Below are 21,331 nucleotides of genomic sequence, written 5' to 3'. Positions count from 1 at the left end.
GATCGCGACGAAGGAGCCCCACCATGGGCCGACTGGCCATCCTCGCCCTGCGGGCGGTGATCACGCTGATGTTCGCCGGTCTGCTGGTGGTGCAGGGCATGGTCGTCCCCGCGATCGGCCGCGACATCGACGACGGCGGCGGCGAGGTCGCCCACTTGCGGTGGCCGGTCGTGATCGTCCTGTTCCTCGGCGTGCTGGCCGTGCAGGTCGCCCTGGTCTGCATCTGGCAGCTGCTCACGATGGTCCGACGGGACACGGTGTTCGGCGCGGCCGCGTTCCGGTACGTCGACGTCATCATCGGCGCGGCGGTGGCGGCGACCCTGCTCGCGATGGTCCTGTCGTTCGTCCTGGCGCCCGGCGAGGCGGTGGCCCCCGGGATCGTCCTGCTCATCGTGATCGGCGGGATGGGCACCGCCGGCATCGCCCTGCTGGTCCTCGTGCTGCGGGTGCTGCTGGCCAAGGCCGTGGCTCTGGACACCACCGCGACCACCCTGCGCGCCGAGCTCGACGAGGTGATCTGATGCCGATCGTGGTCGACGTCGACGTCATGCTCGCGCGCCGCAAGATGTCCGTCGGCGAGCTGGCCGAGCGCGTCGGCATCACCCCCGCCAACCTCGCGGTGCTCAAGAACGGGCGGGCCAAGGCGGTCAGGTTCACCACGCTCGAGGCCCTGTGCGAGGTGCTGGAGTGCCAGCCGGGGGACCTCCTGCGCCGAGAGGTCTGACTACCGACGCGGCCCGGTCATCGAGCGGCGGCCGCGGCGGCGAACAGTGCCAGGCTCCGGCCCCACGACCGCGCCTGCTCCAGCTCGTCGGGCAGGAGACCGCTGGTGCGGCCCGTGACGGTGAACGACTCGGGCGGCATGACGAGCTCTGCCCCGGCCCGGGTGAGCCGCTTGCCGATGGCATGCGCGGCCGACCCCGCGAGCCGCCCCGCGAGCGCGGTGTCGAAGACGGCGACCGCCTGCCCCGACGCCTGGGCGACCAGCTGGTCCAGCCACTCGCGCACACCATCACCGCGGGACAGGGTCGTGGCGACGTCTCCGCGCGCCGCATCTCGGGTGCGAGGGGTGGACAGGCCGCGCTGGTGGGTCGGTGCGCCCACGACGAGCAGGTCCGGTCGGGTGGCGAGCGTCGGGATCCCCGCGACACCCACCTCGCAGACCGTGACCGGGATCCGCAGGTCGGCCAGCCCGGCCGCGACCGCCTCGGCGACCGCAGCAGTGCTTCCGTACATCGACTCGAAGACGAGGAGTGCAGCCATGGACCCACCGTCGCGCAGAACGCTCGCGCCGTCGCGGGCCGAACGTCCTTATCCGTTTCGCCCCCTTCCTCCACGGGCGTCGCATCCCTACACTCCGGTCGAAGCGCTTCGATGACGAGCGCGACGCTCGACGGAGAGCCGGCCGCCCTGTCGAGCGTGACCATGCGACGAAGGGCACCCGACGTGAGACGACCCCTCTGGACCACCCTGGCAGCACTCGCGACAGCGGCCGCCCTCTCGGCCGGCGTCACCGGACCCGCGCAGGCCGGTGAGCGCACCCCGAGGTCGGCGGCCAAGGTCGTCGCCGCGATGCAGCCGGGCTGGAACCTCGGCAACACGCTGGACGCCGTCGGCGCCGACGAGACGGCCTGGGGCAACCCGCGAGTCACCCGGGAGCTGCTGGACGAGGTGCGGGAGAATGGCTTCCGCAGCGTCCGCATCCCCGTGTCCCTCGGCCAGCACGAGGGACCCGCCCCCGACTACACGATCGACCCGGTGGTCCTCGACCGCGTCGAGGAGGTCGTCGACTGGGCCCTCGACGAGGACCTGTCCGTGCTGCTCGACCTGCACCACGACTCGTGGATGTGGACCAACGCGATGCCCGCCCGCCACGACGAGGTGCTCGCCCAGTTCACGGCCACGTGGGAGCAGCTGGCAGAGCGGTTCCGCGACCACCCCCGCACCCTGCTGTTCGAGAGCATCAACGAGCCGCAGTTCTCCGGGTCGACCGGGGAGGCGCAGGAGTACGCCCTGCTCGACGAGCTCAACGTCGCGTTCCACGAGGTGGTGCGCACCTCGGGCGGGAGGAACGCCGACCGGGTCCTGGTGCTGCCCACGCTGCACACCGACTCCGGCCAGGCGCGGCTCGACTCGCTCGTGTCGACGTTCACCGCGCTCGACGACCCGAACCTGGCGGCGACGTTCCATTACTACGGCTACTGGCCGTTCAGCGTGAACGTGGCGGGCGGCACCCGGTTCGACGCGACCGCCCAGCAGGACGCCACCGACGCGTTCGCGCGCGTGCACGCCACCCTCGTCAGCCAGGAGATTCCCGTCATCCTCGGCGAGTACGGGCTGCTCGGCTTCGACCGGCACACCGGCACCATCGAGCAGGGCGAGAAGCTGAAGTTCTTCGAGCACCTCGGCAACCAGGCCCGCACCACCGGTGTCACGACGATGCTCTGGGACAACGGCCAGCACCTCGACCGCACGGCGTTCTCCTGGCGGGACCCGGGGCTGTTCGCGCAGATCTCGTCGAGCTGGAAGAAGCGCTCCGGCACGGCGTCGACCGACCAGGTGTTCGTCCACCCCGGCGCCGTGACCGCGCAGACCGTGACCCTGAACCTCAACGGCACCACGTTCCGCGACCTGTCACTGGGGAAGCAGAAGCTGAAGAAGGGCAAGGACTACCAGCTCTCCGGCAGCACGCTGACCCTCCCGGCCGCGCTCCTGCAGCGCCTGTCCGGCTCGGGTGGCTACGGGACGAGCGCGGAGCTGGTCGCACGGTTCTCGCAGGGGGTCCCGTGGTCCATCGAGATCGTCAACGCGGACACCCCGGTGCTCTCCGACACCACCGGCACGACCGACGCGTTCGCGATCCCGACCGACTTCCGCGGCGACCGGCTGGCCACCATGGAGGCCCGCTACCTCGACGGCTCCAACGCCGGCCCGCACGGCTGGACGTCGTTCAAGGAGTTCGACGTGACCTTCGCGCCCGACGCGTCGGCGGGCACGATCGTCCTGCGTCCGGCGTTCTTCGCGGAGGTCGCCGACGGCGCCCCCGTGGTGCTCACGTTCCACTTCTGGAGCGGGGCGACGGTCACGTACACCGTGGTCAGGACCGGGACGACGGTCACCGGCAGCATCGGCTGACCGCGAGCAGCCCGGTGCGGACGGTCGCACCGGGCTGCTACGTTCCGGCGATGGCGATCCGGACGAACGGCCCGCGCCCCAGCCAGGTGGTCCCGTGAAGGCCGCTGAGTACAGCCGGTTTGGCCCGCCCGAGGTCCTCGAGGTGGTGGAGCGGCCGCGGCCGACGCCCGGCGCGACGGAGGTGCTGGTCCGGGTCCACGCGACCACGGTGACCGCCGCCGAGTGCCACATGCGGCGCGGGCGACCGCTGTGGGGCCGGGTGATCCTCGGCTTCCGTCGGCCGCGGCGGCGCATGCGGCGGCTCGGACTGGAGTTCGCGGGCGAGGTGGTGGAGGTCGGGTCGGGCGTGACGCGGTGCGCGCCCGGCGACGAGATCTTCGGGTTCACCGGCTTCCGGCTCGGCGCCGCAGCCGAGTACCTGTGCCTGCCGCAGTCCGGGTCGTTCGCGCCCAAGCCCGCCGGGGTGCCGTTCGCGCGCGCGGCTGCCTCTGTCGACGGCTCCACGACGGCCCTGTACTTCCTGCAGGGCCAGGCGCACGTCCGCGCGGGCCAGCGGGTCCTCGTCATCGGGGCGTCCGGCAGCATCGGCACCTACGCGGTGCAACTCGCGCACCGGTTCGGCGCGGAGGTCACCGGGGTGTGCAGCGGGCGCAACGGCGACCTCGTCCGGTCGCTCGGAGCCGACCACGTCGTCGACCACACGAGTGAGGACTTCACGACGAGCGGCAAGCGGTACGACGTCATCTTCGACGCCGTGGGCCGCAGCTCGTTCGCCCGGTCCCGGGGGTCGCTCACCGCGCGCGGCTGCTACATGTCGACGGCGACCGGGCCGCTCAGCACGCTCCTGGCGCTGGTGACGCGGTTCGGTCGCGGGCGACGGGTGCTGTCGGGCATGTCCGTCGAGAAGAACGCGTCGCTGACGTTCGTGGCCGGGCTGCTCGGCGACGACGCACTGGAGGTCGTGATCGACCGCGCGGTCCCGCTGGCCGACATCGTGGCGGCGCACGAGTACGTGGAGAGCGGGCGCAAGCGCGGGAACGTCGTCGTCGAGGTCGTACCGGACTCGCTCTGACGTCCGATACTTTCGAACCCGAAATCCTAAACGCTTCGTTCCCTCGCCAAGGTGTTCCCGGCACACGACGAGCGCTGCACACTGGCGTCGATAACGTTATCGACGCCGCGCTTCCGCCTGCGCGTCGGTACGGCGTCGGCGCCCTGCGAGGGCCGCCCGCGCAGCTCCCCCACGCACAAAGGAGTGTGAGATGTTCGAAAGTATCGCCGACTCGCGCGGTGCACGCGGCAAGCGGCGCTCGTTACGCGCTCTGGTGGCCTTCATCGCGGCCGGCGCCATGGTCGCCGTCGGCCTCTCGGTCGCCACCACCGCCAGCGCCATCTCGACGAACGGGACCGGCACCAACAACGGGTACTTCTACTCGTTCTGGACCGACAGCCAGGGCACCGTGTCCATGGACATGGGATCCGGCGGGCAGTACTCCACCCAGTGGAGCAACACCGGCAACTTCGTCGCAGGCAAGGGCTGGCAGACCGGCGGGCGCAAGGTCGTCAACTACTCCGGCAGCTTCAACCCGTCCGGCAACGCCTACCTGACGCTCTACGGGTGGACCACCAGCCCGCTGATCGAGTACTACATCGTCGACAACTGGGGCACCTACCGGCCCACCGGCACCTTCATGGGCACCGTGAACAGCGACGGCGGCACCTACGACATCTACCGCACCCAGCGCGTGAACCAGCCCTCGATCGAGGGCGACCGCTCGACCTTCTACCAGTACTGGAGCGTGCGGCAGTCGAAGAAGACCGGCGGCACCATCACGTCCGGCAACCACTTCGACGCGTGGGCCTCCAAGGGCATGAACCTCGGCAACCACAACTACATGATCATGGCCACCGAGGGGTACCAGAGCAGCGGTAACTCGAACATCACCGTGAGCGAGGGCTCCGGTGGTGGCGGCCAGACCACCACGCCTCCCCCGACCGGCGGCGGCGGCAACACCGGCGGCTGCTCCATCACCGCCACCCGCGCCGAAGAGTGGTCCGACCGGTTCAACGTGAACTACACCGTCAGCGGCGCCACCTCGTGGACCGCCACCCTCAACCTCAACGGCAGCCAGACCGTCCAGAACAGCTGGAACGCGAGCGTCAGCGGACGGACGGTCACCTCGACCGGCTCCAACACGTTCGGCGTCACCATCATGAAGAACGGCAACAACACGACGCCGTCGGCCACGTGCGGGACGTCAGGGGGCGGAGGCTCGACGCCGACGCCGACGACCTCGACGCCCCCGCCGACCTCGTCGAGCTGCTCCGCCGGCTACGTGGGCCTGACCTTCGACGACGGTCCGAACACCGGCACCACCAACCAGCTCATCTCCACGCTGCGCAACGCCGGTGCCACCGCGACCGTGTTCCCCACCGGCTCCAACGCCCAGTCGAACGCGTCGCTCATGCAGGCCTACAAGAACGCCGGCCTGCAGATCGGCAACCACAGCTGGGACCACCCGCACCTGGTGAACATGAGCCAGTCGGACATCCAGTCGCAGCTCTCGCGCACCCAGACCGCGATCCAGCAGACCGCCGGGGTCACCCCGACGCTCTTCCGGCCGCCGTACGGCGAGACCAACCAGACGCTCAAGAACGTCGAGTCCTCGCTCGGCCTGCGCGAGATCATCTGGGACGTCGACTCGAACGACTGGAACAACGCCAGTGCCGACGCCATCCGGCAGGCGGCCGCCCGGCTGACCAACGGCCAGATCATCCTCATGCACGACTGGCCGGCCGCGACCCAGCAGGCGCTGCCGAACATCCTGAACGACCTGAAGTCGCGCAACCTCTGCACGGGGCACATCTCGAGCAGCACCGGCCGGGCGGTCGCACCGTCCACCTCTGGCGGTGGTGGGTCGACGACACCGCCGCCCTCGAGCGGTTCGTGCACCGTGACCGCGACCCGCGCGGAGGAGTGGTCCGACCGGTTCAACGTGAGCTACACCGTCAGCGGTGCCAGCAGCTGGACGGTCACGCTCGGCCTCAACGGGAGCCAGAGCATCCAGAACAGCTGGAACGCGAGCGTCAGCGGCCGGACGGTCACCTCGACCGGCTCCAGCACGTTCGGCGTCACCATCCTGAAGAACGGCAACAACACCACACCGAGCGCCACCTGCGCGCCTCGCTGATGGCGGCGGTCCGGACGGACAGGGCCGGTCCGGACCGCTGAGGGAACGGCAGCCTCCCGCGAGGGGGGCTGCCGTTCTCGTTGCCCGGGCGGGCGTCAGGCGTTGGAGCGGCCGCCCACAAAACGCCAGATCGCGGTGACGATGATCGCGCCGACGATCGAGCCGATGATGCCGCTGGGGCGCAGCTCGAGACCGTCACCGTTCAGGAGGCTGGCCAGCAGGCCACCGACGAAGGAGCCGACGAGCCCGGCGATGATCGCCATCGTCCAGTCGATCCGGCCGCGCTTGCGACCGAGGATCAGCTGGGCGAGCGCACCGATGAGCATGCCGAACAGGATCAGTCCGAGGATGAGCATGGGCCGAGACTAGGGCCACGCGGACCTTTCGGGCAGTCCTTCCCGATCGGCGAGTTGACGCCTACGGCGCGGCGTCGACCAGCACCGCGATCCCGTCGAGCAACCGGGCCAGGCCGAACTCGAACGCCCGGCGCGGGTCGTAGGCCGCCTGCTGCGCCTCGCCGGCGATCGGTCCGACACGGGTGACCGTCGGGAAGCGTTCCGGGTCGTACACCTGGTCGAGGATCGGAGCGGTGGCCTCCCACCACTCGGTCTCGGTGATCCCGGTGGCGTCCTCGGCGGCGACCTGGTCGACAACCCCCCGGGCGGTCCCCGCGACGAACCCCTCGATGAGCGTGAACACGGCGTCCATCGCGACCTCGTCGAGACCCGTGCCGTCCACGGCCTGGAGCCCGAGCTCGTACTTGGTGAGCACGCCGGGGCCCAGCGGTGGCCGGCCGGACGCGGCGACCTGCAGCAGCCACGGGTGCCGCTCGTACTGGGTCCAGCTCGCGCGGGCGACCGCCTCGAGCCGGGCGCGCCAGTGGTCGGCCGCCGGGGCGTACAGCGACGGGAACTCGCCGAGCGCGCTGTCGACCATGAGGTCCAGTAGCTCGGCCTTCGCCGGGACGTAGGTGTAGAGGGTCATCGCGCCGACCCCGAGGTCGGTGGCGAGCCGGCGCATCGAGAGCGCCCCCAGGCCCTCGGCGTCCGCGAGCGCGACCGCGGCGTCCACCACGCGGTCGACGGAGAGCCCGGCCTCAGCGCCTCGGCCGCGGGGGGCCGGCTCCACCAGCCGCCACAGCAGGGAGAGGCTGCGCGCCGGGTCGCCGGTGCCGGTGATCTCCGTCATGACGCTCATCCTCCCCCGTCGGGAACAACCGGGTGACCCCCTGCGTTGCTTGTCGTACACTGTACGACTAGCCCTCGGGAGGACGCATGGCGATCAGGACGACTGGACTCACCCGCAGGTACGGCGAGACCACGGTGCTCGACGGGCTCGACCTGTCCGTGGAGGCGGGCACGGTGCACGGGCTGCTCGGCCCGAACGGCGCCGGCAAGACGACGGCCGTGCGGATCCTCTCCACGCTGCTGGACCCGCACGGCGGCACGGCGACCGTCGCCGGGTTCGACGTGGTCCGGGAGGCCGCGCAGGTGCGTCGGCACGTCGGGCTCGTCGGCCAGCACGCGGCCGTCGACGAGATCCTGGGCGGCCGGGACAACCTCGTGATGTTCGCCCGGCTCTCCCACCTCGGCACCCGGCAGGCGCGACGACGGGCCGACGAGCTGCTGGAGCGGTTCGACCTCGTCGACGCCGCCGAGCGGCCGGTCTCCACCTACTCCGGCGGCATGCGGCGACGGCTCGACCTCGCCGCCGGCCTGGTGCTGGACCCGACCGTGCTGCTGCTCGACGAGCCGACCACCGGTCTGGACCCGGCCGGCCGGCGCGAGGTGTGGCAGGCGGTCCGGGCGCTCGTCGCGGGCGGGACCGCGGTGCTGCTGACCACGCAGTACCTGGAGGAGGTGGACCAGCTGGCGTCCCAGGTGACCGTGCTGAACCACGGGCGGGTCGCCGCCGAGGGGACGCCCGACGCGCTCAAGGCGTCGATCGGGCAGGACCGGCTCGACGTCGTCGTCCGCGACGAGGCCGACCTGGCGGCCGCGCAGTCCGCGCTGCGGGCGGTCGCGGGGGATGCCGAGGTGGATCTGGACGGCCGCCGGGTCACCGCGACCGTCACGGACCGCGTCGCCGCGCTCACGCACGTGGTCCGGACGCTCGACGACGGCGGGATCGTCGTCGACGACGTGATCCTGCGCCGGCCGACGCTCGACGAAGTGTTCCTGCACCTGACCGGCTCGACGAAGGAGGCCTCATGACCTGGGCCCTGCGTGACTCCTGGACCGTGACCCTGCGCGACCTCGGGCACTGGCGCCGCCAGCCGTGGGACCTGCTGATCGGGCTCTCGTTCCCGATCCTGCTGCTCCTGATGTTCGGCTTCCTGCTCGGCGGCGCCATCGACGTTCCCGGCGGGTACATCGAGTTCCTCTTCCCCGGGATGCTCGCCGTGACGATGGCGTTCGGGCTGGAGAGCACGATGACCTACGTCTCGCAGGACGTGCAGCGCGGGGTGACCGACCGGTTCCGGTCGCTGCCGATGTCCCGCGCGGCCGTCCTGCTCGGCCGGGCGACAGCGGACATGCTCGCGAGCGTCGTCGGCCTGGCGGTGCTGCTGGTCGCGGGCCTGGTGATCGGGTGGCGGATCCACGAGGGACTCGGCAACGCGCTGGCCGGGGTGGCCCTGCTGCTGCTCCTGCGGTTCGCGTTCCTCTGGGTGGGGATCTACCTCGGCCTGCTGTTCCGCGGGCAGGGCGGCGTGATGGCGGTCCAGATCCTGGTGTGGCCGTTCGTCTTCCTGTCGAACGCGTTCGTGCCCATCTCGACGATGCCGGGCTGGCTGCAGACCTTGTCCGCGTGGAACCCGGTCACGGCGACGGTCGCTGCGACGCGCGAGCTGTTCGGGAACCCGACCGTGGCGGGCACCGGCTGGGCGTCGGAGAACGTGGTGCTGCTGGCGGTCGTGTGGCCGGTGGTGCTGTCAGCGGTCTTTGCGACACTGGCCGTGCGGCGCTGGGCGCGGCTGGGCCGATGACGATCTTCAAGGAGAACTCTGTGCACGACGCGATCCGGATCCGTGGCGGTCGGGAGAACAACCTCAAGGGCGTGGACGTCGACGTGCCCAAGCGCCAGATCACCGTGTTCACGGGGGTGTCCGGCTCGGGCAAGTCGTCGATGGCGTTCGACACCATCGCGGCCGAGAGCCAGCGCCTGCTGAACGAGACCCACTCGGCGTTCATCCAGAACTTCCTGCCGCAGTCGCCGCAGCCGGAGGCCGACGAGCTCACCGGGCTGACCGCGTCGATCGTCGTGGACCAGCAGCCGATGGGTGGGTCGTCGCGGTCGACCGTCGGCACCGCGACCGACACCTACGCCGGGATGCGGCGGGTGTGGTCGCGGATGGGAGTGCCGAACCTGGGGACCCCCATCGCGTTCTCGTTCAACGACCCCCGCGGCATGTGTCCTGACTGCGAGGGCATCGGGAACGTCGCGGCCATCGACGAGGACGCGCTGGTCGACCCCAGGAAGTCGTTGCTGGAGGGGGCCATCGACTTCCCGAACTTCCAGGTCGACTCCTGGTACTGGAAGGTCTACGCCGAGTGCGGGTTCTACCCGGCCGACCAGCCGGTGGGGACGTTCACACCCGAGCAGCGCCGGATGCTGCTCTACGGCCCCGACGAGGCGCCGAAGAAGGGCACCAAGGTCGCCGTCTCCGGGATGTCGCTCACGTACGAGGCGCTCGTCCCCAAGCTGAAGCGGCTCGTCCTGACCAAGAACCCGGAGCAGCTGCAGCCGCACGCGCGGGCCGCGGTCGAGCGCATCTCGACCCGCGGTCCGTGCCCGGCGTGCGGCGGCTCCCGGCTGAACGAGGCCGCGCGCGACTCCCTGGTGGGTGGCCGGTCCATCGCGGAGTGCGCGGACATGCAGGTCAGCGACCTGGCACCGTTCATCCGCGGCCTCGACTCGCCGGAGCACAAGCCGATGCTCGACGACCTGGCGGACCGGCTGGACGCGCTCGTGCACATCGGGCTCGGGTACCTCTCGCTGAGCCGCGAGTCCACCAGCCTGTCCGGCGGGGAGTCGCAGCGGGTCAAGATGGTCCGCCACCTGGGGTCGGCGCTGACCGACGTCACCTACGTGTTCGACGAGCCCTCCGTCGGGCTGCACCCGCACGACGTGCACCGCATGAACGAGCTCCTGATCGCGCTGCGGGCCAAGGGCAACACCGTCCTCGTGGTGGAGCACAAGCCCGAGGTCATCGAGATCGCGGACCACATCATCGACATGGGACCGGGGGCCGGCGGCGCGGGCGGTGAGGTCGTCTATGCGGGCGGCCTCGACGGGCTGCGGACCTCGGGCACCCTCACCGGCAACCACCTGACCAGCCACCAGCCGCTGAAGACGGACGTGCGGTCCTCCGTCGACGCGCTGTCGTTGCGGGGCGCCACCCTGCACAACCTGCAGGACGTGTCCGTCGACATCCCGCGCGGCGTCCTCACCGTCGTCACGGGCGTGGCGGGCTCCGGCAAGAGCTCGCTGATCCGCGGCGTCCTGCCCAAGCGGTTCCCGGACATCGTCGTGGTCGACCAGGCGACCACGCGAGGCTCCCGACGGTCCAACTCGGCCACGTACACCGGCATGCTCGACACCATCCGCAAGCTGTTCGCCAAGGCCAACGGCGTCAAGCCCGCCCTGTTCAGCGCCAACTCCGAGGGCGCCTGCCCCGAGTGCGGTGGGCTCGGGATCATCTACACCGACCTGGGCAACTTCGAGCCGATGAAGTCGACGTGCGAGGTCTGCGGCGGGCGGCGGTACACCGAGGAGGTGCTCGGCTACACGCTGCGCGGGCAGTCGATCGCGGACGTGCTCGAGATGTCGGTGGTGGAGGCTCGGGAGTTCTTCACCGACCGCACCGAGAAGGCCCTCGCGTCGACGCTGGCCGCCATGGACGACGTCGGCATCGGGTACCTGACCCTCGGCCAGCCGCTGTCCACGCTGTCCGGCGGCGAGCGCCAGAGGCTCAAGCTGGCCATCGAGCTGGCCTCCCCCGCCGACGTCTACGTCCTCGACGAGCCGACCACGGGACTGCACATGTCCGACGTCGACCGGCTCATCGGGCTCATCGACCGGTTCGTCGACGCCGGCTCCACCGTCATCGTCATCGAGCACAACCTCGACGTGATCTCCCGCGCCGACCACGTGCTCGACCTCGGACCGGGCGCCGGCGCCGACGGCGGACGCGTCGTCTTCGCCGGCCCGCCTGCCGACCTGGTGGCGGTGCCGGACTCCCTCACCGGCGAGCACCTGGCCCGTCGCCACGGGCTCCCGCGCTAGCGAGAGCGTGGGTTCGACCCGAGAACGTGGCTTCGCACCGACGTTCTCGCGCCGAACCCACGCTCTCGTCGCGGTCCCCGACCTGGCTGTCCCCGTCAGGGGATGAGCACCACCTTCCCGGCGACCGTGTGGGACTCGGCCAGGGCCAGTGCGCGGCCCGCCTCGACGAGCGGGAGCTGAGCCGCGACCTGCGCCGTGAGCGTGCCGGCGGCGAGGTGGTCGAGCACCTGGGTCAGGTCGTCGCGCAGGCGTCGGAAGAACCGCCCCGGGCGTCGGCGGCCGGCCCAGAAGTTGTAGAAGTGCGCGCGCCGCCCGTTCGGCAGGACGTTCCAGAGCATCACGCGCCCGAGGAGCGCGAGGACCGGGAGCTGCGACCTGCCGGCGTCGTCCTTCGTCGCCGCGGTGCCGTAGGAGACGAGCGTGCCGCTGCGGCGCAGCAGTCGCCAGGAGTCCGCGAGGCCGGGACCGCCGACGTGGTCGAACACCGCGTCGACTCCGTCGGGCGCCAGCGCGCGCAGCCGGTCGGCCAGGTTGGGGGCGCGGTAGTCGACGGGCGTCGCACCGAGGCTCCGGACGTGCTCGTGGTGGCGGGTCGAGGCGGTGCCGATGACCGTGACGCCGGCGTCTGCCGCGAGCTGCACCAGCGTGGAGCCGACGCCGCCGTTCGCGCCCAGCACCACGATCGTCTGGCCGCGCCGCACCTTCGCGATGCGGTGCAGCATCTGCCAGGCGGTGATCCCGTTCACGACGACCGTCTCGGCATCCACCGGGTCGACGTCCGCGGGCACGGGGACCACGTGCGTGGCGTCGACGAGCACGTGCGTGGACCAGGCACCGGTCTTCACGACGGCTGCGACTCGCTCGCCCACCGTCCCCGGGTCGACGCCCGCGCCGACCGCCAGGACGGTTCCGACGAGGTCGTACCCCGGCACGAACGGGAACGTCGGCTGGTCGTAGTACTTGCCGCGACGCATCTGCTGCTCCGCGAACGAGACCCCCGTCGCCTCGACCCGGACCAGCACCCGACCCTCCCCGGGGGCGGGCACGTCACGTTCCTGGACGAGCAGGCCGGTCGGCTCGATCAGGCCGGGCATCACGATCTCGGTGGCGGTGACGGACGTGGTCATCAGATCTCCTCAGAGGTCGTCGAGCGGGTGTGCAGCTTCACGAGCAGCGCGGCGGCGGCCGCGACGATGAGGACCAGGAACACCGGGTGCATGTCCTTGGACAGGCTCGGGGCGCCGTCGGGGCGAAGGATCCAGATCGCCAGGGGCGTCGCGTAGACCGCGGCGAGCGCCGCGCTGTACGGCCGCAGCGCGCGGAGCTCCGGGTGACGCAGGGTGCCGACGAGGACCAGCAGGACCGGGACTACTGCGACCATCGAGAACTGGCCGAGCACGAGCACGGGGACGGCCCACGCGGTGATCAGGACGGAGCGCGGGGTGCGACGGGTGGTGCGGGCTGTCTGCACGGACATGGGACTTCTCCTTCGACGAGAGCGTGATTAGTCACTCACCTGCTGGGTGCGCAAGGCGGAAGCGGGGCGGGTGCGGTCAGAGCGGGTGGCGGATGCCGGCGGAGACGATGGACGCCCACTCCTCGGGGACGTCGTCGATGCCGGTCGTGACGATCAGGTGGCACAGCTGCCCGAAGGCGATGAACCGCTGGACCGAGGCGTCGCTCGCGCCGGACCGGGTCTTGGCCAGCCGGACCACCGAGGCCAGCCCGGTCCGCAGTGCCTGCCCGACCTCCGGGATGTCAGCGACCGACTGGGCGTGGACCTGGAGCATGAGCAGCGACCGGTCGCTGATGAGCTGGGCGTAGGCCCCTCCCATCGCGTCGAGGACGGCGTCGGGGTCGGTCGCTCCCGACTCGTCGGCGCCGATGGTGAGGCTCTCGACGATCTGCTGGAAGCAGTCCTCGAGCGCGGCGACGAAGAGGCGCTCCTTGCTGGGGAACAGCTTGAACACGTATGCGGGCGAGATGCGGGCCGCCCGGGCGACGTCCGCGACCGTCGTGCCGTGATAGCCGCCGCGGGCGAACTCGCGCACCGCGCTCGCGGTGACGACGGGGATCCGCAGCTCGGCGGTGGAGAGGGAGGACATGTGAGTGACTGTACAGTCACTCACATCGTCCGACAACCCCCAGCTGCACTCACGACGCCGGCGTGGTCGTCGCGGAGAGCTGCTCGACCAGGCGCCAGCGCGACGCCGTCGACTCGAGGAGGACCAGTCCGGCGGTCTCCAGCAGCAGCAGGGGGCGTCGGCGGTGGTGCTCCCCCGCGCGCTCGGGCGTCACGCGGTCCAGCACCCGCTGCACCCCGCGGCCGAGCCGGGCCGACGACTCGACGTGGTCCGCCATCAGCAGCCGGCCGCCCGGTCGCAGCACGCGAGCCAGCTCGCGCAGGACCGCGAGCTCGTCGGCCACGCAGCACATCGCGAACGTGGAGACCACGGTGTCGAAGGAGTGGTCCGGCAGGTCCAGGTGCGCGGTGTCGGCCTCGACGAGCCGGACCGGCACGCCGACCTGCTTCGCCCGCGCGGCGGCTGCCCGGAGCATCGCCGGGCTGACGTCGGCGAGCGTCAGGTCGGTGGCGCGGTCCGCGAGGTACGGGAGGTTGGCGCCGGTGCCGACGCCGACCTCCAGCGTGCTACCCGACACCCGCTCGGCGATCCAGCGCCGGGCCGGCGCGAACAGGCGCGGCTCCAGGAACCCGGTGGTCCGGTCGTAGCTCGCCGCTTGCTCGTCCCAGTACTCCGCCCGCGTCACGCCCATGGCGCTCCAGGCTGCCACCGGTCCGCTGTCCGGGACACCCCGGATACGGTGCGGGCATGTTCCGCGAGGCACGTGCCGACGACCTTCCCGACCTCCTGCGGCTGTACCGCCAGCTGCACCCCGCCGAGCCGATCGCTGACGACGTCGCCCCGGTGCTCCAGCAGATCCTCGCCTCCCCCGGCCTGCACCTCTTCGTTCTGGAGGTCGACGGTGCCGTCGTCGCGACGACGTACCTCAACGTCATCCCGAACCTCACCCGACAGGCCTCGCCGTACGCGGTCGTCGAGAACGTCGTGGTCGACGAGCGACTGCGAGGTCGCGGGCTCGGCAAGGAGGCGATGGCGGGCACGCTGGCGGCGGCGTGGGCGGCCGGCTGCTACAAGGTCATGCTCCTGACCGGTTCACGCAGCCCCGCGACCCACGCGTTCTACCGGTCCTGCGGCCTGTCCGGCGACGCGAAGACCGCCTACGTCGCCCGCCCTCCGGTGCGCAGCGTGCCGTGACCGCGCCCGGCGCTCAGCGCTTCGGCCACGTCCACGCCGGGCCGTCGAACATCCCCGCACCCTCCACGGACGTCGCGCCGCCGCCCTTGGTGAGCTCGATGGTCGTGGCGTCGGCGGTGCGCAGGGCGCGGACCAGGTCCCCGGCATGGGTCACGACGAGCACCTGCGACCGCTCGGCCGCGGACGCGATCAGGGCGCCGACGGCCGGCATCAGGCTCGGGTGCAGGCTCGACTCGGGCTCGTTGAGCACCAGCAGGTCGGGCGGGCGGGTGGCGTGCGCCGCGGCGACGAGGAGCAGGAACGTGAGCGTGCCGTCGGACAGCTCGGCCGCCGAGAGCGGTCGCTTCAGACCCGGCTGCGTCATGGCGACCCGGCAGGCGCCGTCGTCGTCCTCCGTGATCACGACGCGCGAACCGGGGAACGCGGCGTCGACCGACGCCTGCAGCGCGTCCGCGTCGCCCATGAGCTCGATCGTCATCAGCGCCGCCGCGAGGTCGTCGCCGGCCGCGGACAGGACCGGGGTGTACGTCGCGACGCCGGGGCGACGGACCGGGCTGTCGGCGTCGGTGCGCAGGTGGTCGTAGAACCGCCAGCGACGGGCCTGCTCCCGCAGCGCGAACAGGTCGGGGGTGGCGGCCGGGTCGGCGAGCAGCGCCATCACCGACTCGTGCGCGTTCACCGTGAGCGGCACGGTCGTCCAGGCGCCGTCATCGTCGCGCGTGCGGACGCGCGACCCCGTGCGCTCGGTGAGGACCGTCGACGGCCGCAGCACCGGTCCGGCCCAGACGACCTCGGACTTGATCTCCGGGTCGAGGTTGAAGGGCCCCAGCTGCGGGAGGCCGAGGTCGATCGCGTAGGAGAGGTCCTCCGTCGCGACCCCCAGACGGATCGCTGCCGGTCCGGTCGACCGCCGGCCGGCGTGCATCGCGGAGCGCATCCCGCCCTCGCGCGCGAGCGACGACACTGCACCGTCGCGGGCCACGTCGGCGAGCAGGCGCAGCGCGCGGTAGACGCTCGTCTTGCCGCTCCCGTTGGCGCCCGTGACGACCGTGAGGTTGCCGAGGTCGAGCGCCAGCGAGCGCAGGCTGCGGTACCCCTCGACGGCCAACGTCCGGATCATGGCGCGACCCTAGCTGCGGCCGCCGACGCTCATACCGGCTCCAGCAGCACGACGGGGATCACGCGCGTCGTCCGCGTCTGATACTCCCCGTAGTTGGCCAGCGCCTCGACGATCCGCGGCCAGAGCTCCTCGCGCTCGTCGGCCGTCGCCACGCGGGCGACCATGTCGACCATCGGCCCACCACCCAACGACACCCGCACCTGCGGGTGGTCGCGCAGGTTGAGGAACCAGGACGGGTGCCCGTCGTTGCCCCCGGCGGACGCGACGACGACGAGCGTGTCCCCGAGCGTGAGCGGCGCCGTGAGCATCGACGACCGCGGCTTGCCCGACCGCCGCCCGACGGTCACCAGCTCCAGCGACGGCAGACCGACCAGCGTCGCCCCGAACCGGCCCCCGCTCACCTTCATGCCCGCGCGGTGGAGCCAGCTGAGCGTTCTCATCACGACGGTGCTGGTCATGCCTCGATGAGAACACGTGTCGGACCCCGGTGCGACGATGCCGCGATGACCAAGTTCGTCGTCGACGCGGGTGCCGCCCTGCGGTTCGCCGCGACCGGCTCCCCCCTGCCCGACGTCCACGAGCTCCTCGCGCCGACTCTCCTGCGGTCCCAGGCCTTGTCCGCGATGCACGAGGCCGTGCACCAGGGCTCGTTGACCGCAGCCGAAGCGCGCGAGCGGCTGGCGCGGCTGAACCGGTTGAAGATCCGGCTGCTCGGCGACGGCGTCCTGCGCAAGGTCGCCTGGACGATCGCCGACGAGCTCGGCTGGGAGTCCACCTACGCCGCCGAGTACGTCGCGCTCACCCGGCTGCAGGCGGACTACCTGGTGACGCTCGACGACGACCTGGCGCGCGCCGTGCAGGGCGTCGTGGCGACGGCACCGTTCGACGCTCTCCTCGACCCCCGGTCCTAGGGTGCACACATGGACGACTTCTGGTGGGAGCCCCCGATGGCGGGCACCGAGCTGGAGCACCTGGTCGGCGCCCTCGAGCGGCTGCGCACCACCTTCCGCTGGAAGGCCGACGACCTCGACGCAGCTGGGCTCAACACGCGGATCGCGTCGTCGGACCTGACCCTCGGAGGTCTCCTGAAGCACCTCGCCGCGGTGGAGGACATCCAGTTCACGGTCAAGCTGACCGGTGGCCGGATCGGTGAGCCGTGGGAGTCCACCGAGTGGCGCGGCGGCAACGACTGGCTGTTCAGCACCGCCGCCGACGACTCCCCTGAGCAGCTCTACGCGTACTGGGACGACGCCGTGCGCAGGTCCCGCGACCGCCTCGGGGCGGCCCTGACGCACGGCGGGCTCGACCAGCGGGTCGACCTGGCCGCCCTCGACGGCACCCACGCGAACCTGCGCCGGATCCTGTTCGACCTGGTCGAGGAGTACGGGCGGCACACCGGGCACGCCGACCTGCTCCGCGAGGCGGTCGACGGCCGCGTCGGCGAGGACCCGCCGGACGGCTGGCGTGCGGTGCAGGGCCGCTTCGGCCCGACCGCCTGACGGGCTCGTGCCACCATCCCTCACGTGAACGTCACCCTCAGCCCGTGGTCGATCTCCGACGCCGACGCCCTCGCCGCCGCCGTCGGGGAGAGCCCCGAGCTCGGGGTCCAGCTGGGCGAGGGGGTCGAGTCACCGACGGCCGCCCGGGGCTACATCGAGCAGTACCTCACCGACGACGAGGGCACGGTCGCGTTCGCGATCCGCGTCGACGGCGTCGCGGTCGGTCACGTCGCCCTGAGCCACATCGAGCGCCGGAACGACTCCGCCTGGGCGTCGTACTGGGTGACCGCCAGCCGGCGCCGGCACAAGCTGGCCTCCCGCGCGCTGGCCACGATCGCCGTCCACGCGTTCGACACCCTCGGCCTGTTCCGGCTCGAGCTCGGGCACCGGGTCAACAACCCGGCGTCGTGCCGCGTCGCCACGGCCGCGGGGTTCGCCGCCGAGGGGATCGAGCGGGCCAAGCTGCGCTACGGCAGCGACCGGTACGACGTCGAGACGCACGCCCGGCTGTCCACGGACCCGAGGCCCTCGATCGAGCTGATCCCCGTCGTCGACGCGTACGCCCCGCCGGGCGAGTGATCGCAGGTCGGCTCGCTCAGAAGTCGCCGCCGAAGTCACCCCCGAAGTCGCCGCCGAACCCTCCGTCGAAGCCTGCGTCTCCGCCGGAGTCGGCCGCGACGTCCCCGCCGCCGTCAGCCGACGCGTCCGCGCCGCCGCCGTCGGACAGGTCGAAGAAGCTGTCCGCGATCGCGGTCCCGACGAACGCTCCGGCGACGCTGGCCAGCAGGCTGCCGGCGATCATGCCGCCCATGCCGATGCCCCCACCGCCGCCGAAGCGGTTCTCGAGGGTCCCGGGCGCGCGCATCTCCGCCCTCGTCGCCATCCGCGCCAGGGCGCGCGGGTCGTCGGACTGCGCCCGCTCTGCCTCGGGCACGTCCTGCGAGAGCCCGTCGAGGACCTCCCGGCGCTGCTCGGGTGTCAGCTGCGCGAACGCCTCGGCGTGCGCCTGCTCGATCGCGTCGGGCGGCGCGGTGCGCAGCAGGTAGCGGTAACGGTCGATCGCGGCCTCGTCGGAGGTCGGCGGCCGGCTGCCGTACGGCTGGGTCCGCTGGTCGGTCGGCTGCTCGTCACGACCCAGGAACCGGTCGAGGAATCCCATGCGTCTCACCTCTCGTGCTCGCTCTCCCGTCCAACGCGGGCGTCGCCGGACGCGTTCCGACAATTCCTCATGGCAGACGCGCCCGCCTCCTGAGAGAGTGACGCCGCTCGAACCACTGGAGGTCACCCATGCCCGCACTCGACGGACGCGTCGTCCTGGTCACCGGCGCCAGCCGCCGGATCGCGATCGGCGCCGGTGTCGCCCGCCGCCTGGTCGCCGACGGCGCAACGCTGCTGCTGCACTCCTGGTCGCCACACGACGCCGAGCAGCAGTGGGGTGCCGACGAGGGCGGGGTCGACGCCCTGGTCGAGGAGCTGCGCGCGGCCGGCGGGACCGTCGAGCACGTGTCGATGGACCTCGCCGACCCGGCAGCGCCGCACGCGCTCGTCGACGCCGCGCACGTCGCGTTCGGCCGGCTCGACGCCGTCGTCGCCAACCACGCGCGCAGCTCCGGGCAGAACCTGGAACAGCTGACCGCCGCGGAGATCGACCTGTCCTACGCGGTGAACACCCGCGCCACCCTGCTGCTCGTGCAGGCGTTCGCGGCGCGGTACGACGACGCACCGGGTGGCCGCGTCGTCGTCTTCACGTCCGGCCAGTACCGCGGCGCGATGCCCGACGAGCTCCCCTACATCGCGTCGAAGGCTGCCCTGCACGAGCTGACCGCGAGCCTCGCGGTGCACCTGATGCCTCGCGGCATCACGGTCAACTGCGTGAACCCCGGCCCGAACGACACCGGCTACGCCGACGACGCCACGCGCGCTGCCCTGAGCGCCCACAGCCCCGGCGGCCGGTGGAGCACGCCGGCGGACACGGCCCGGCTGATCGGCTGGCTGCTCAGCGACGAGGCCGACTGGGTGACCGGCCAGACGATCGCGTCGGACGGCGGCTTCTCGTCGCTCTGAGCATCTACGCTCCGCGGGTGACCGAGCTCGCCCAGCTGCCCGCCGACCACCCCGGGATCACCGTCGGCGTGGTTGCCGCGCTCCTCCTCCTGCTCCGGCTCCTCAGGAGGCGCCGGCCGCGCGCCGGGCGCCCGCAGACCGGGGAGGTGTGGTTCGCCGAGGTGCCGTTCGAGGACGGCTCCGGGAGCAAGGACCGGCCGGTGCTGGTGCTGTCGGCCGGCGGGCGCACGTGCGACGTGGCGCGGTTCACGTCGCAGGACAAGAACGGCCGCCGCGACCACGTGCGGGTGCCGCAGGGCATCCCCGGGCTGCCGAAGGCCAGCTGGCTGAACCTGCGGCCGACGAGCCTGCCGCGCTCCGCGTTCCGTCGACGCACCGGGCAGCCGGGCGAGGCGTTCGTCGCCTGGTACCGCGACGCGGCAGACAATCGAGTGTGATCCGCACCGTCCGACGCAGTACCGTCCCGTCCTCGTGAGCCGGATCGTCGACACCGTCGTCCCGCCCCGGCTGGGCACCGGGTTCCGGTGGCTGCTGGCCTCGTCGTGGAGCTCGAACCTCGGCGACGGGATCGTGCTGGCTGCGGGTCCGCTGCTGGTGGCGTCGCGGACGGACGACGCGTTCCTCGTCGCGCTAGCGGCGCTGCTCCAGTGGCTGCCGCCGCTGCTGTTCGGGCTGTGGGCCGGGGCGGTGACGGACCGGCTGGACCGGCGGCGGCTGATCATCGTCGTCGACTCGTTGCGCACGCTGGTCCTGCTGCTGCTCGCGACCGCTGTGGTGCTCGACGTCGCCACCATCTGGCTCGTGCTGGTGGCCATGTTCCTGCTGGGCACCGCGGAGACGTTCGCCGACAACGCGTCGAGCACGCTGGTGCCGATGCTCGTGCAGCGCGACGACCTGGCGCTGGCGAACAGCCGGATCATGGCCGGGTTCGTCACGGTCAACCAGCTCGTCGGCCCGCCGCTGGGGGCGTTCCTGTTCGCCGTCGGGCAGGCGTTGCCGTTCGCCGCCGAGGCGGTGCTCGTGGGTGCGGGCGCGGTGCTGATCTCGCGCATCGCGCTGCCGCCGCACCGGACCGGGGAGCACACGACGCACATCCGGCACGACATCGCCGAGGGCGTCCGCTGGGTGCGGCACCACGCGGCGGTGCGGACGCTGGTGCTGACCATCCTCATCTTCAACGTGACGTTCGGGGCCGCCTGGTCGGTGCTGGTCCTGTACGCGCGGGAGCAGCTGGGGCTGGGGGCGATCGGGTTCGGGTTCATCACGACGGTGATGGCCCTCGGTGGGCTGGTCGGGACCGTGTCCTACGGCTGGATCACCCGTCGCGTCAGCCTGGCGAACCTCATGCGGATCGGCCTGATCATCGAGACCCTGACGCACCTGGCCCTCGCGCTGACGACGACCGCGTGGTTCGCGCTGTGCGTGTTCTTCGTGTTCGGCGCGCACGCGTTCGTGTGGGGGACGACGTCCGTGACGATCCGGCAGCGGGCGGTGCCGACGCAGCTTCAGGGGCGGGTCGGGAGCGTGAACCTGGTGGGGGTGTTCGGCGGGCTGGTGATCGGTGCCGCGATCGGCGGGCTGCTCGCGCAGCGCTACGGCGTGACGGCGCCGTTCTGGTTCGCATTCGTCGGGTCGGCGATCTTCGTCGTGCTCATCTGGCACCAGCTGCGGCACGTGGCGCACACAGACGAGCTGGATGCGCCGGCCGACGCTTGACGTCTGTATAGAAGATGTTCAATATAGCGGCGTGACGACGAC

25 protein-coding genes are annotated in these 21,331 nt (G+C 71.8%); 15 read left to right on the top strand and 10 right to left on the bottom strand.

The window, feature by feature from the left end; translation table 11 throughout:
• Positions 1-23 precede the first annotated feature (23 nt).
• Positions 24-521 (top strand): DUF2975 domain-containing protein, encoded by a 498-nt coding sequence (locus J2X26_RS19195; RefSeq protein WP_307494315.1) that lies wholly within the window; start codon positions 24-26, stop codon positions 519-521.
• A complete protein-coding gene (locus J2X26_RS19190) occupies positions 521-724 on the top strand; it encodes a helix-turn-helix domain-containing protein (protein WP_146846945.1) in 204 nt (67 codons plus the stop codon). The genes J2X26_RS19195 and J2X26_RS19190 overlap by 1 nt, the downstream gene beginning before the upstream one ends.
• 17 nt (positions 725-741) lie before the next feature.
• Here the strand turns inward: J2X26_RS19190 and J2X26_RS19185 are convergent, their stop codons facing one another.
• Complete coding sequence (locus tag J2X26_RS19185) at positions 742-1,263, bottom strand: flavodoxin family protein (RefSeq protein WP_307494314.1); 522 nt, start codon at positions 1,261-1,263, stop codon at positions 742-744.
• 183 nt (positions 1,264-1,446) lie between these two features.
• On the opposite strand from J2X26_RS19185, the gene J2X26_RS19180 reads away from it, so the two are divergent.
• The 3 genes from J2X26_RS19180 to J2X26_RS19170 all read left to right on the top strand — a co-directional run bounded on the left by J2X26_RS19180 (position 1,447) and on the right by J2X26_RS19170 (position 6,326).
• Positions 1,447-3,135 (top strand): cellulase family glycosylhydrolase, encoded by a 1,689-nt coding sequence (locus J2X26_RS19180; protein WP_307494313.1) that lies wholly within the window; start codon positions 1,447-1,449, stop codon positions 3,133-3,135.
• Positions 3,136-3,229: 94 nt separating this feature from the next.
• Positions 3,230-4,207, top strand: a complete 978-nt coding sequence (locus J2X26_RS19175; RefSeq protein WP_307494312.1) for an NAD(P)-dependent alcohol dehydrogenase — start codon at positions 3,230-3,232, stop codon at positions 4,205-4,207.
• Positions 4,208-4,397: 190 nt separating this feature from the next.
• On the top strand, positions 4,398-6,326 hold the full coding sequence (locus J2X26_RS19170) for a glycoside hydrolase family 11 protein (RefSeq protein ID WP_307494311.1): 1,929 nt from the start codon (positions 4,398-4,400) through the stop codon (positions 6,324-6,326).
• A gap of 95 nt (positions 6,327-6,421) precedes the next feature.
• Here the strand turns inward: J2X26_RS19170 and J2X26_RS19165 are convergent, their stop codons facing one another.
• A complete protein-coding gene (locus J2X26_RS19165) occupies positions 6,422-6,682 on the bottom strand; it encodes a GlsB/YeaQ/YmgE family stress response membrane protein (RefSeq protein ID WP_307494310.1) in 261 nt (86 codons plus the stop codon).
• 61 nt (positions 6,683-6,743) lie between these two features.
• The gene (locus J2X26_RS19160; RefSeq protein WP_307494309.1) at positions 6,744-7,514 is read right to left on the bottom strand and encodes a TetR/AcrR family transcriptional regulator; all 771 of its coding nucleotides are present in this window, start codon (positions 7,512-7,514) and stop codon (positions 6,744-6,746) included.
• Between the two features lie 86 nt (positions 7,515-7,600).
• On the opposite strand from J2X26_RS19160, the gene J2X26_RS19155 reads away from it, so the two are divergent.
• From J2X26_RS19155 to J2X26_RS19145, 3 genes are read left to right on the top strand one after another with little or no spacing between them, the layout of a single operon-like run.
• Positions 7,601-8,539 (top strand): ATP-binding cassette domain-containing protein, encoded by a 939-nt coding sequence (locus J2X26_RS19155; protein ID WP_307494308.1) that lies wholly within the window; start codon positions 7,601-7,603, stop codon positions 8,537-8,539.
• Complete coding sequence (locus J2X26_RS19150) at positions 8,536-9,312, top strand: ABC transporter permease (RefSeq protein ID WP_307494307.1); 777 nt, start codon at positions 8,536-8,538, stop codon at positions 9,310-9,312. The genes J2X26_RS19155 and J2X26_RS19150 overlap by 4 nt, the downstream gene beginning before the upstream one ends.
• Complete coding sequence (locus J2X26_RS19145; protein WP_307494306.1) at positions 9,309-11,612, top strand: excinuclease ABC subunit UvrA; 2,304 nt, start codon at positions 9,309-9,311, stop codon at positions 11,610-11,612. The genes J2X26_RS19150 and J2X26_RS19145 overlap by 4 nt, the downstream gene beginning before the upstream one ends.
• A gap of 95 nt (positions 11,613-11,707) precedes the next feature.
• On the opposite strand, the gene J2X26_RS19140 is transcribed toward J2X26_RS19145, so the two are convergent.
• The 4 genes from J2X26_RS19140 to J2X26_RS19125 form a co-directional block, all read right to left on the bottom strand.
• The gene (locus J2X26_RS19140; protein WP_307494305.1) at positions 11,708-12,739 is read right to left on the bottom strand and encodes a medium chain dehydrogenase/reductase family protein; all 1,032 of its coding nucleotides are present in this window, start codon (positions 12,737-12,739) and stop codon (positions 11,708-11,710) included.
• Positions 12,739-13,089 (bottom strand): hypothetical protein, encoded by a 351-nt coding sequence (locus J2X26_RS19135; RefSeq protein WP_307494304.1) that lies wholly within the window; start codon positions 13,087-13,089, stop codon positions 12,739-12,741. Before J2X26_RS19135 ends, J2X26_RS19140 begins: the two co-directional genes overlap by 1 nt.
• Before the next feature lie 76 nt (positions 13,090-13,165).
• Positions 13,166-13,717 carry a TetR/AcrR family transcriptional regulator gene (locus J2X26_RS19130; protein WP_307494303.1) on the bottom strand — a complete coding sequence of 184 codons (552 nt, stop codon included), beginning with the start codon at positions 13,715-13,717 and terminating at the stop codon, positions 13,166-13,168.
• Between the two features lie 49 nt (positions 13,718-13,766).
• A complete protein-coding gene (locus tag J2X26_RS19125; RefSeq protein ID WP_307494302.1) occupies positions 13,767-14,405 on the bottom strand; it encodes a class I SAM-dependent methyltransferase in 639 nt (212 codons plus the stop codon).
• Positions 14,406-14,443: 38 nt separating this feature from the next.
• Here J2X26_RS19125 and J2X26_RS19120 point away from each other — a divergent pair, with 38 nt between their 5' ends.
• Positions 14,444-14,890, top strand: coding sequence for a GNAT family N-acetyltransferase (locus tag J2X26_RS19120; protein WP_307494300.1), 447 nt, complete (start codon positions 14,444-14,446; stop codon positions 14,888-14,890).
• Between the two features lie 13 nt (positions 14,891-14,903).
• Here the strand turns inward: J2X26_RS19120 and J2X26_RS19115 are convergent, their stop codons facing one another.
• Positions 14,904-16,010 carry an AAA family ATPase gene (locus J2X26_RS19115; RefSeq protein WP_307494298.1) on the bottom strand — a complete coding sequence of 369 codons (1,107 nt, stop codon included), beginning with the start codon at positions 16,008-16,010 and terminating at the stop codon, positions 14,904-14,906.
• A 29-nt stretch (positions 16,011-16,039) separates the two neighbouring features.
• Positions 16,040-16,468, bottom strand: coding sequence for a nitroreductase/quinone reductase family protein (locus tag J2X26_RS19110; RefSeq protein ID WP_307494297.1), 429 nt, complete (start codon positions 16,466-16,468; stop codon positions 16,040-16,042).
• Between the two features lie 45 nt (positions 16,469-16,513).
• Here J2X26_RS19110 and J2X26_RS19105 point away from each other — a divergent pair, with 45 nt between their 5' ends.
• From J2X26_RS19105 to J2X26_RS19095, 3 genes are read left to right on the top strand one after another with little or no spacing between them, the layout of a single operon-like run.
• The gene (locus J2X26_RS19105) at positions 16,514-16,921 is read left to right on the top strand and encodes a type II toxin-antitoxin system VapC family toxin (RefSeq protein WP_307494296.1); all 408 of its coding nucleotides are present in this window, start codon (positions 16,514-16,516) and stop codon (positions 16,919-16,921) included.
• Positions 16,922-16,930: 9 nt separating this feature from the next.
• Positions 16,931-17,509, top strand: a complete 579-nt coding sequence (locus tag J2X26_RS19100; protein WP_307494294.1) for a mycothiol transferase — start codon at positions 16,931-16,933, stop codon at positions 17,507-17,509.
• A gap of 24 nt (positions 17,510-17,533) precedes the next feature.
• Positions 17,534-18,088 carry a GNAT family N-acetyltransferase gene (locus J2X26_RS19095; protein ID WP_307494293.1) on the top strand — a complete coding sequence of 185 codons (555 nt, stop codon included), beginning with the start codon at positions 17,534-17,536 and terminating at the stop codon, positions 18,086-18,088.
• Between the two features lie 16 nt (positions 18,089-18,104).
• Here the strand turns inward: J2X26_RS19095 and J2X26_RS19090 are convergent, their stop codons facing one another.
• Positions 18,105-18,668, bottom strand: a complete 564-nt coding sequence (locus J2X26_RS19090) for a hypothetical protein (protein ID WP_307494292.1) — start codon at positions 18,666-18,668, stop codon at positions 18,105-18,107.
• A gap of 128 nt (positions 18,669-18,796) precedes the next feature.
• Between J2X26_RS19090 and J2X26_RS19085 the strand changes: the two genes are divergently transcribed.
• From J2X26_RS19085 to J2X26_RS19075, 3 genes are read left to right on the top strand one after another with little or no spacing between them, the layout of a single operon-like run.
• Positions 18,797-19,573 (top strand): SDR family oxidoreductase, encoded by a 777-nt coding sequence (locus J2X26_RS19085; RefSeq protein WP_307494290.1) that lies wholly within the window; start codon positions 18,797-18,799, stop codon positions 19,571-19,573.
• Positions 19,574-19,590: 17 nt separating this feature from the next.
• Positions 19,591-20,010, top strand: a complete 420-nt coding sequence (locus tag J2X26_RS19080) for a type II toxin-antitoxin system PemK/MazF family toxin (protein ID WP_307494289.1) — start codon at positions 19,591-19,593, stop codon at positions 20,008-20,010.
• A gap of 34 nt (positions 20,011-20,044) precedes the next feature.
• A complete protein-coding gene (locus J2X26_RS19075; protein ID WP_307494288.1) occupies positions 20,045-21,289 on the top strand; it encodes an MFS transporter in 1,245 nt (414 codons plus the stop codon).
• Positions 21,290-21,331: the final 42 nt, after the last annotated feature.

The sequence above is a fragment of the Cellulomonas humilata genome, assembly GCF_030814415.1.
Taxonomy (GTDB): Bacteria; Actinomycetota; Actinomycetes; order Actinomycetales; family Cellulomonadaceae; genus Cellulomonas; species Cellulomonas humilata_A.
This window is presented reverse-complemented; position numbering and strand designations above follow the sequence as displayed.

Coding starts and splice junctions, on each gene's coding strand:
- J2X26_RS19130 (WP_307494303.1), bottom strand. CDS start 13,717: ATGTCCTCCCTCTCCACCGCCGAGCTGCGGATCCCCGTCGTCACCGCG.
- J2X26_RS19120 (WP_307494300.1), top strand. CDS start 14,444: ATGTTCCGCGAGGCACGTGCCGACGACCTTCCCGACCTCCTGCGGCTG.
- J2X26_RS19100 (WP_307494294.1), top strand. CDS start 16,931: ATGGACGACTTCTGGTGGGAGCCCCCGATGGCGGGCACCGAGCTGGAG.
- J2X26_RS19085 (WP_307494290.1), top strand. CDS start 18,797: ATGCCCGCACTCGACGGACGCGTCGTCCTGGTCACCGGCGCCAGCCGC.
- J2X26_RS19135 (WP_307494304.1), bottom strand. CDS start 13,089: ATGTCCGTGCAGACAGCCCGCACCACCCGTCGCACCCCGCGCTCCGTC.
- J2X26_RS19155 (WP_307494308.1), top strand. CDS start 7,601: ATGGCGATCAGGACGACTGGACTCACCCGCAGGTACGGCGAGACCACG.
- J2X26_RS19190 (WP_146846945.1), top strand. CDS start 521: ATGCCGATCGTGGTCGACGTCGACGTCATGCTCGCGCGCCGCAAGATG.
- J2X26_RS19195 (WP_307494315.1), top strand. CDS start 24: ATGGGCCGACTGGCCATCCTCGCCCTGCGGGCGGTGATCACGCTGATG.
- J2X26_RS19115 (WP_307494298.1), bottom strand. CDS start 16,010: ATGATCCGGACGTTGGCCGTCGAGGGGTACCGCAGCCTGCGCTCGCTG.
- J2X26_RS19090 (WP_307494292.1), bottom strand. CDS start 18,668: ATGGGATTCCTCGACCGGTTCCTGGGTCGTGACGAGCAGCCGACCGAC.
- J2X26_RS19145 (WP_307494306.1), top strand. CDS start 9,309: ATGACGATCTTCAAGGAGAACTCTGTGCACGACGCGATCCGGATCCGT.
- J2X26_RS19110 (WP_307494297.1), bottom strand. CDS start 16,468: ATGACCAGCACCGTCGTGATGAGAACGCTCAGCTGGCTCCACCGCGCG.
- J2X26_RS19160 (WP_307494309.1), bottom strand. CDS start 7,514: ATGACGGAGATCACCGGCACCGGCGACCCGGCGCGCAGCCTCTCCCTG.
- J2X26_RS19140 (WP_307494305.1), bottom strand. CDS start 12,739: ATGACCACGTCCGTCACCGCCACCGAGATCGTGATGCCCGGCCTGATC.
- J2X26_RS19105 (WP_307494296.1), top strand. CDS start 16,514: ATGACCAAGTTCGTCGTCGACGCGGGTGCCGCCCTGCGGTTCGCCGCG.
- J2X26_RS19150 (WP_307494307.1), top strand. CDS start 8,536: ATGACCTGGGCCCTGCGTGACTCCTGGACCGTGACCCTGCGCGACCTC.
- J2X26_RS19170 (WP_307494311.1), top strand. CDS start 4,398: ATGTTCGAAAGTATCGCCGACTCGCGCGGTGCACGCGGCAAGCGGCGC.
- J2X26_RS19165 (WP_307494310.1), bottom strand. CDS start 6,682: ATGCTCATCCTCGGACTGATCCTGTTCGGCATGCTCATCGGTGCGCTC.
- J2X26_RS19185 (WP_307494314.1), bottom strand. CDS start 1,263: ATGGCTGCACTCCTCGTCTTCGAGTCGATGTACGGAAGCACTGCTGCG.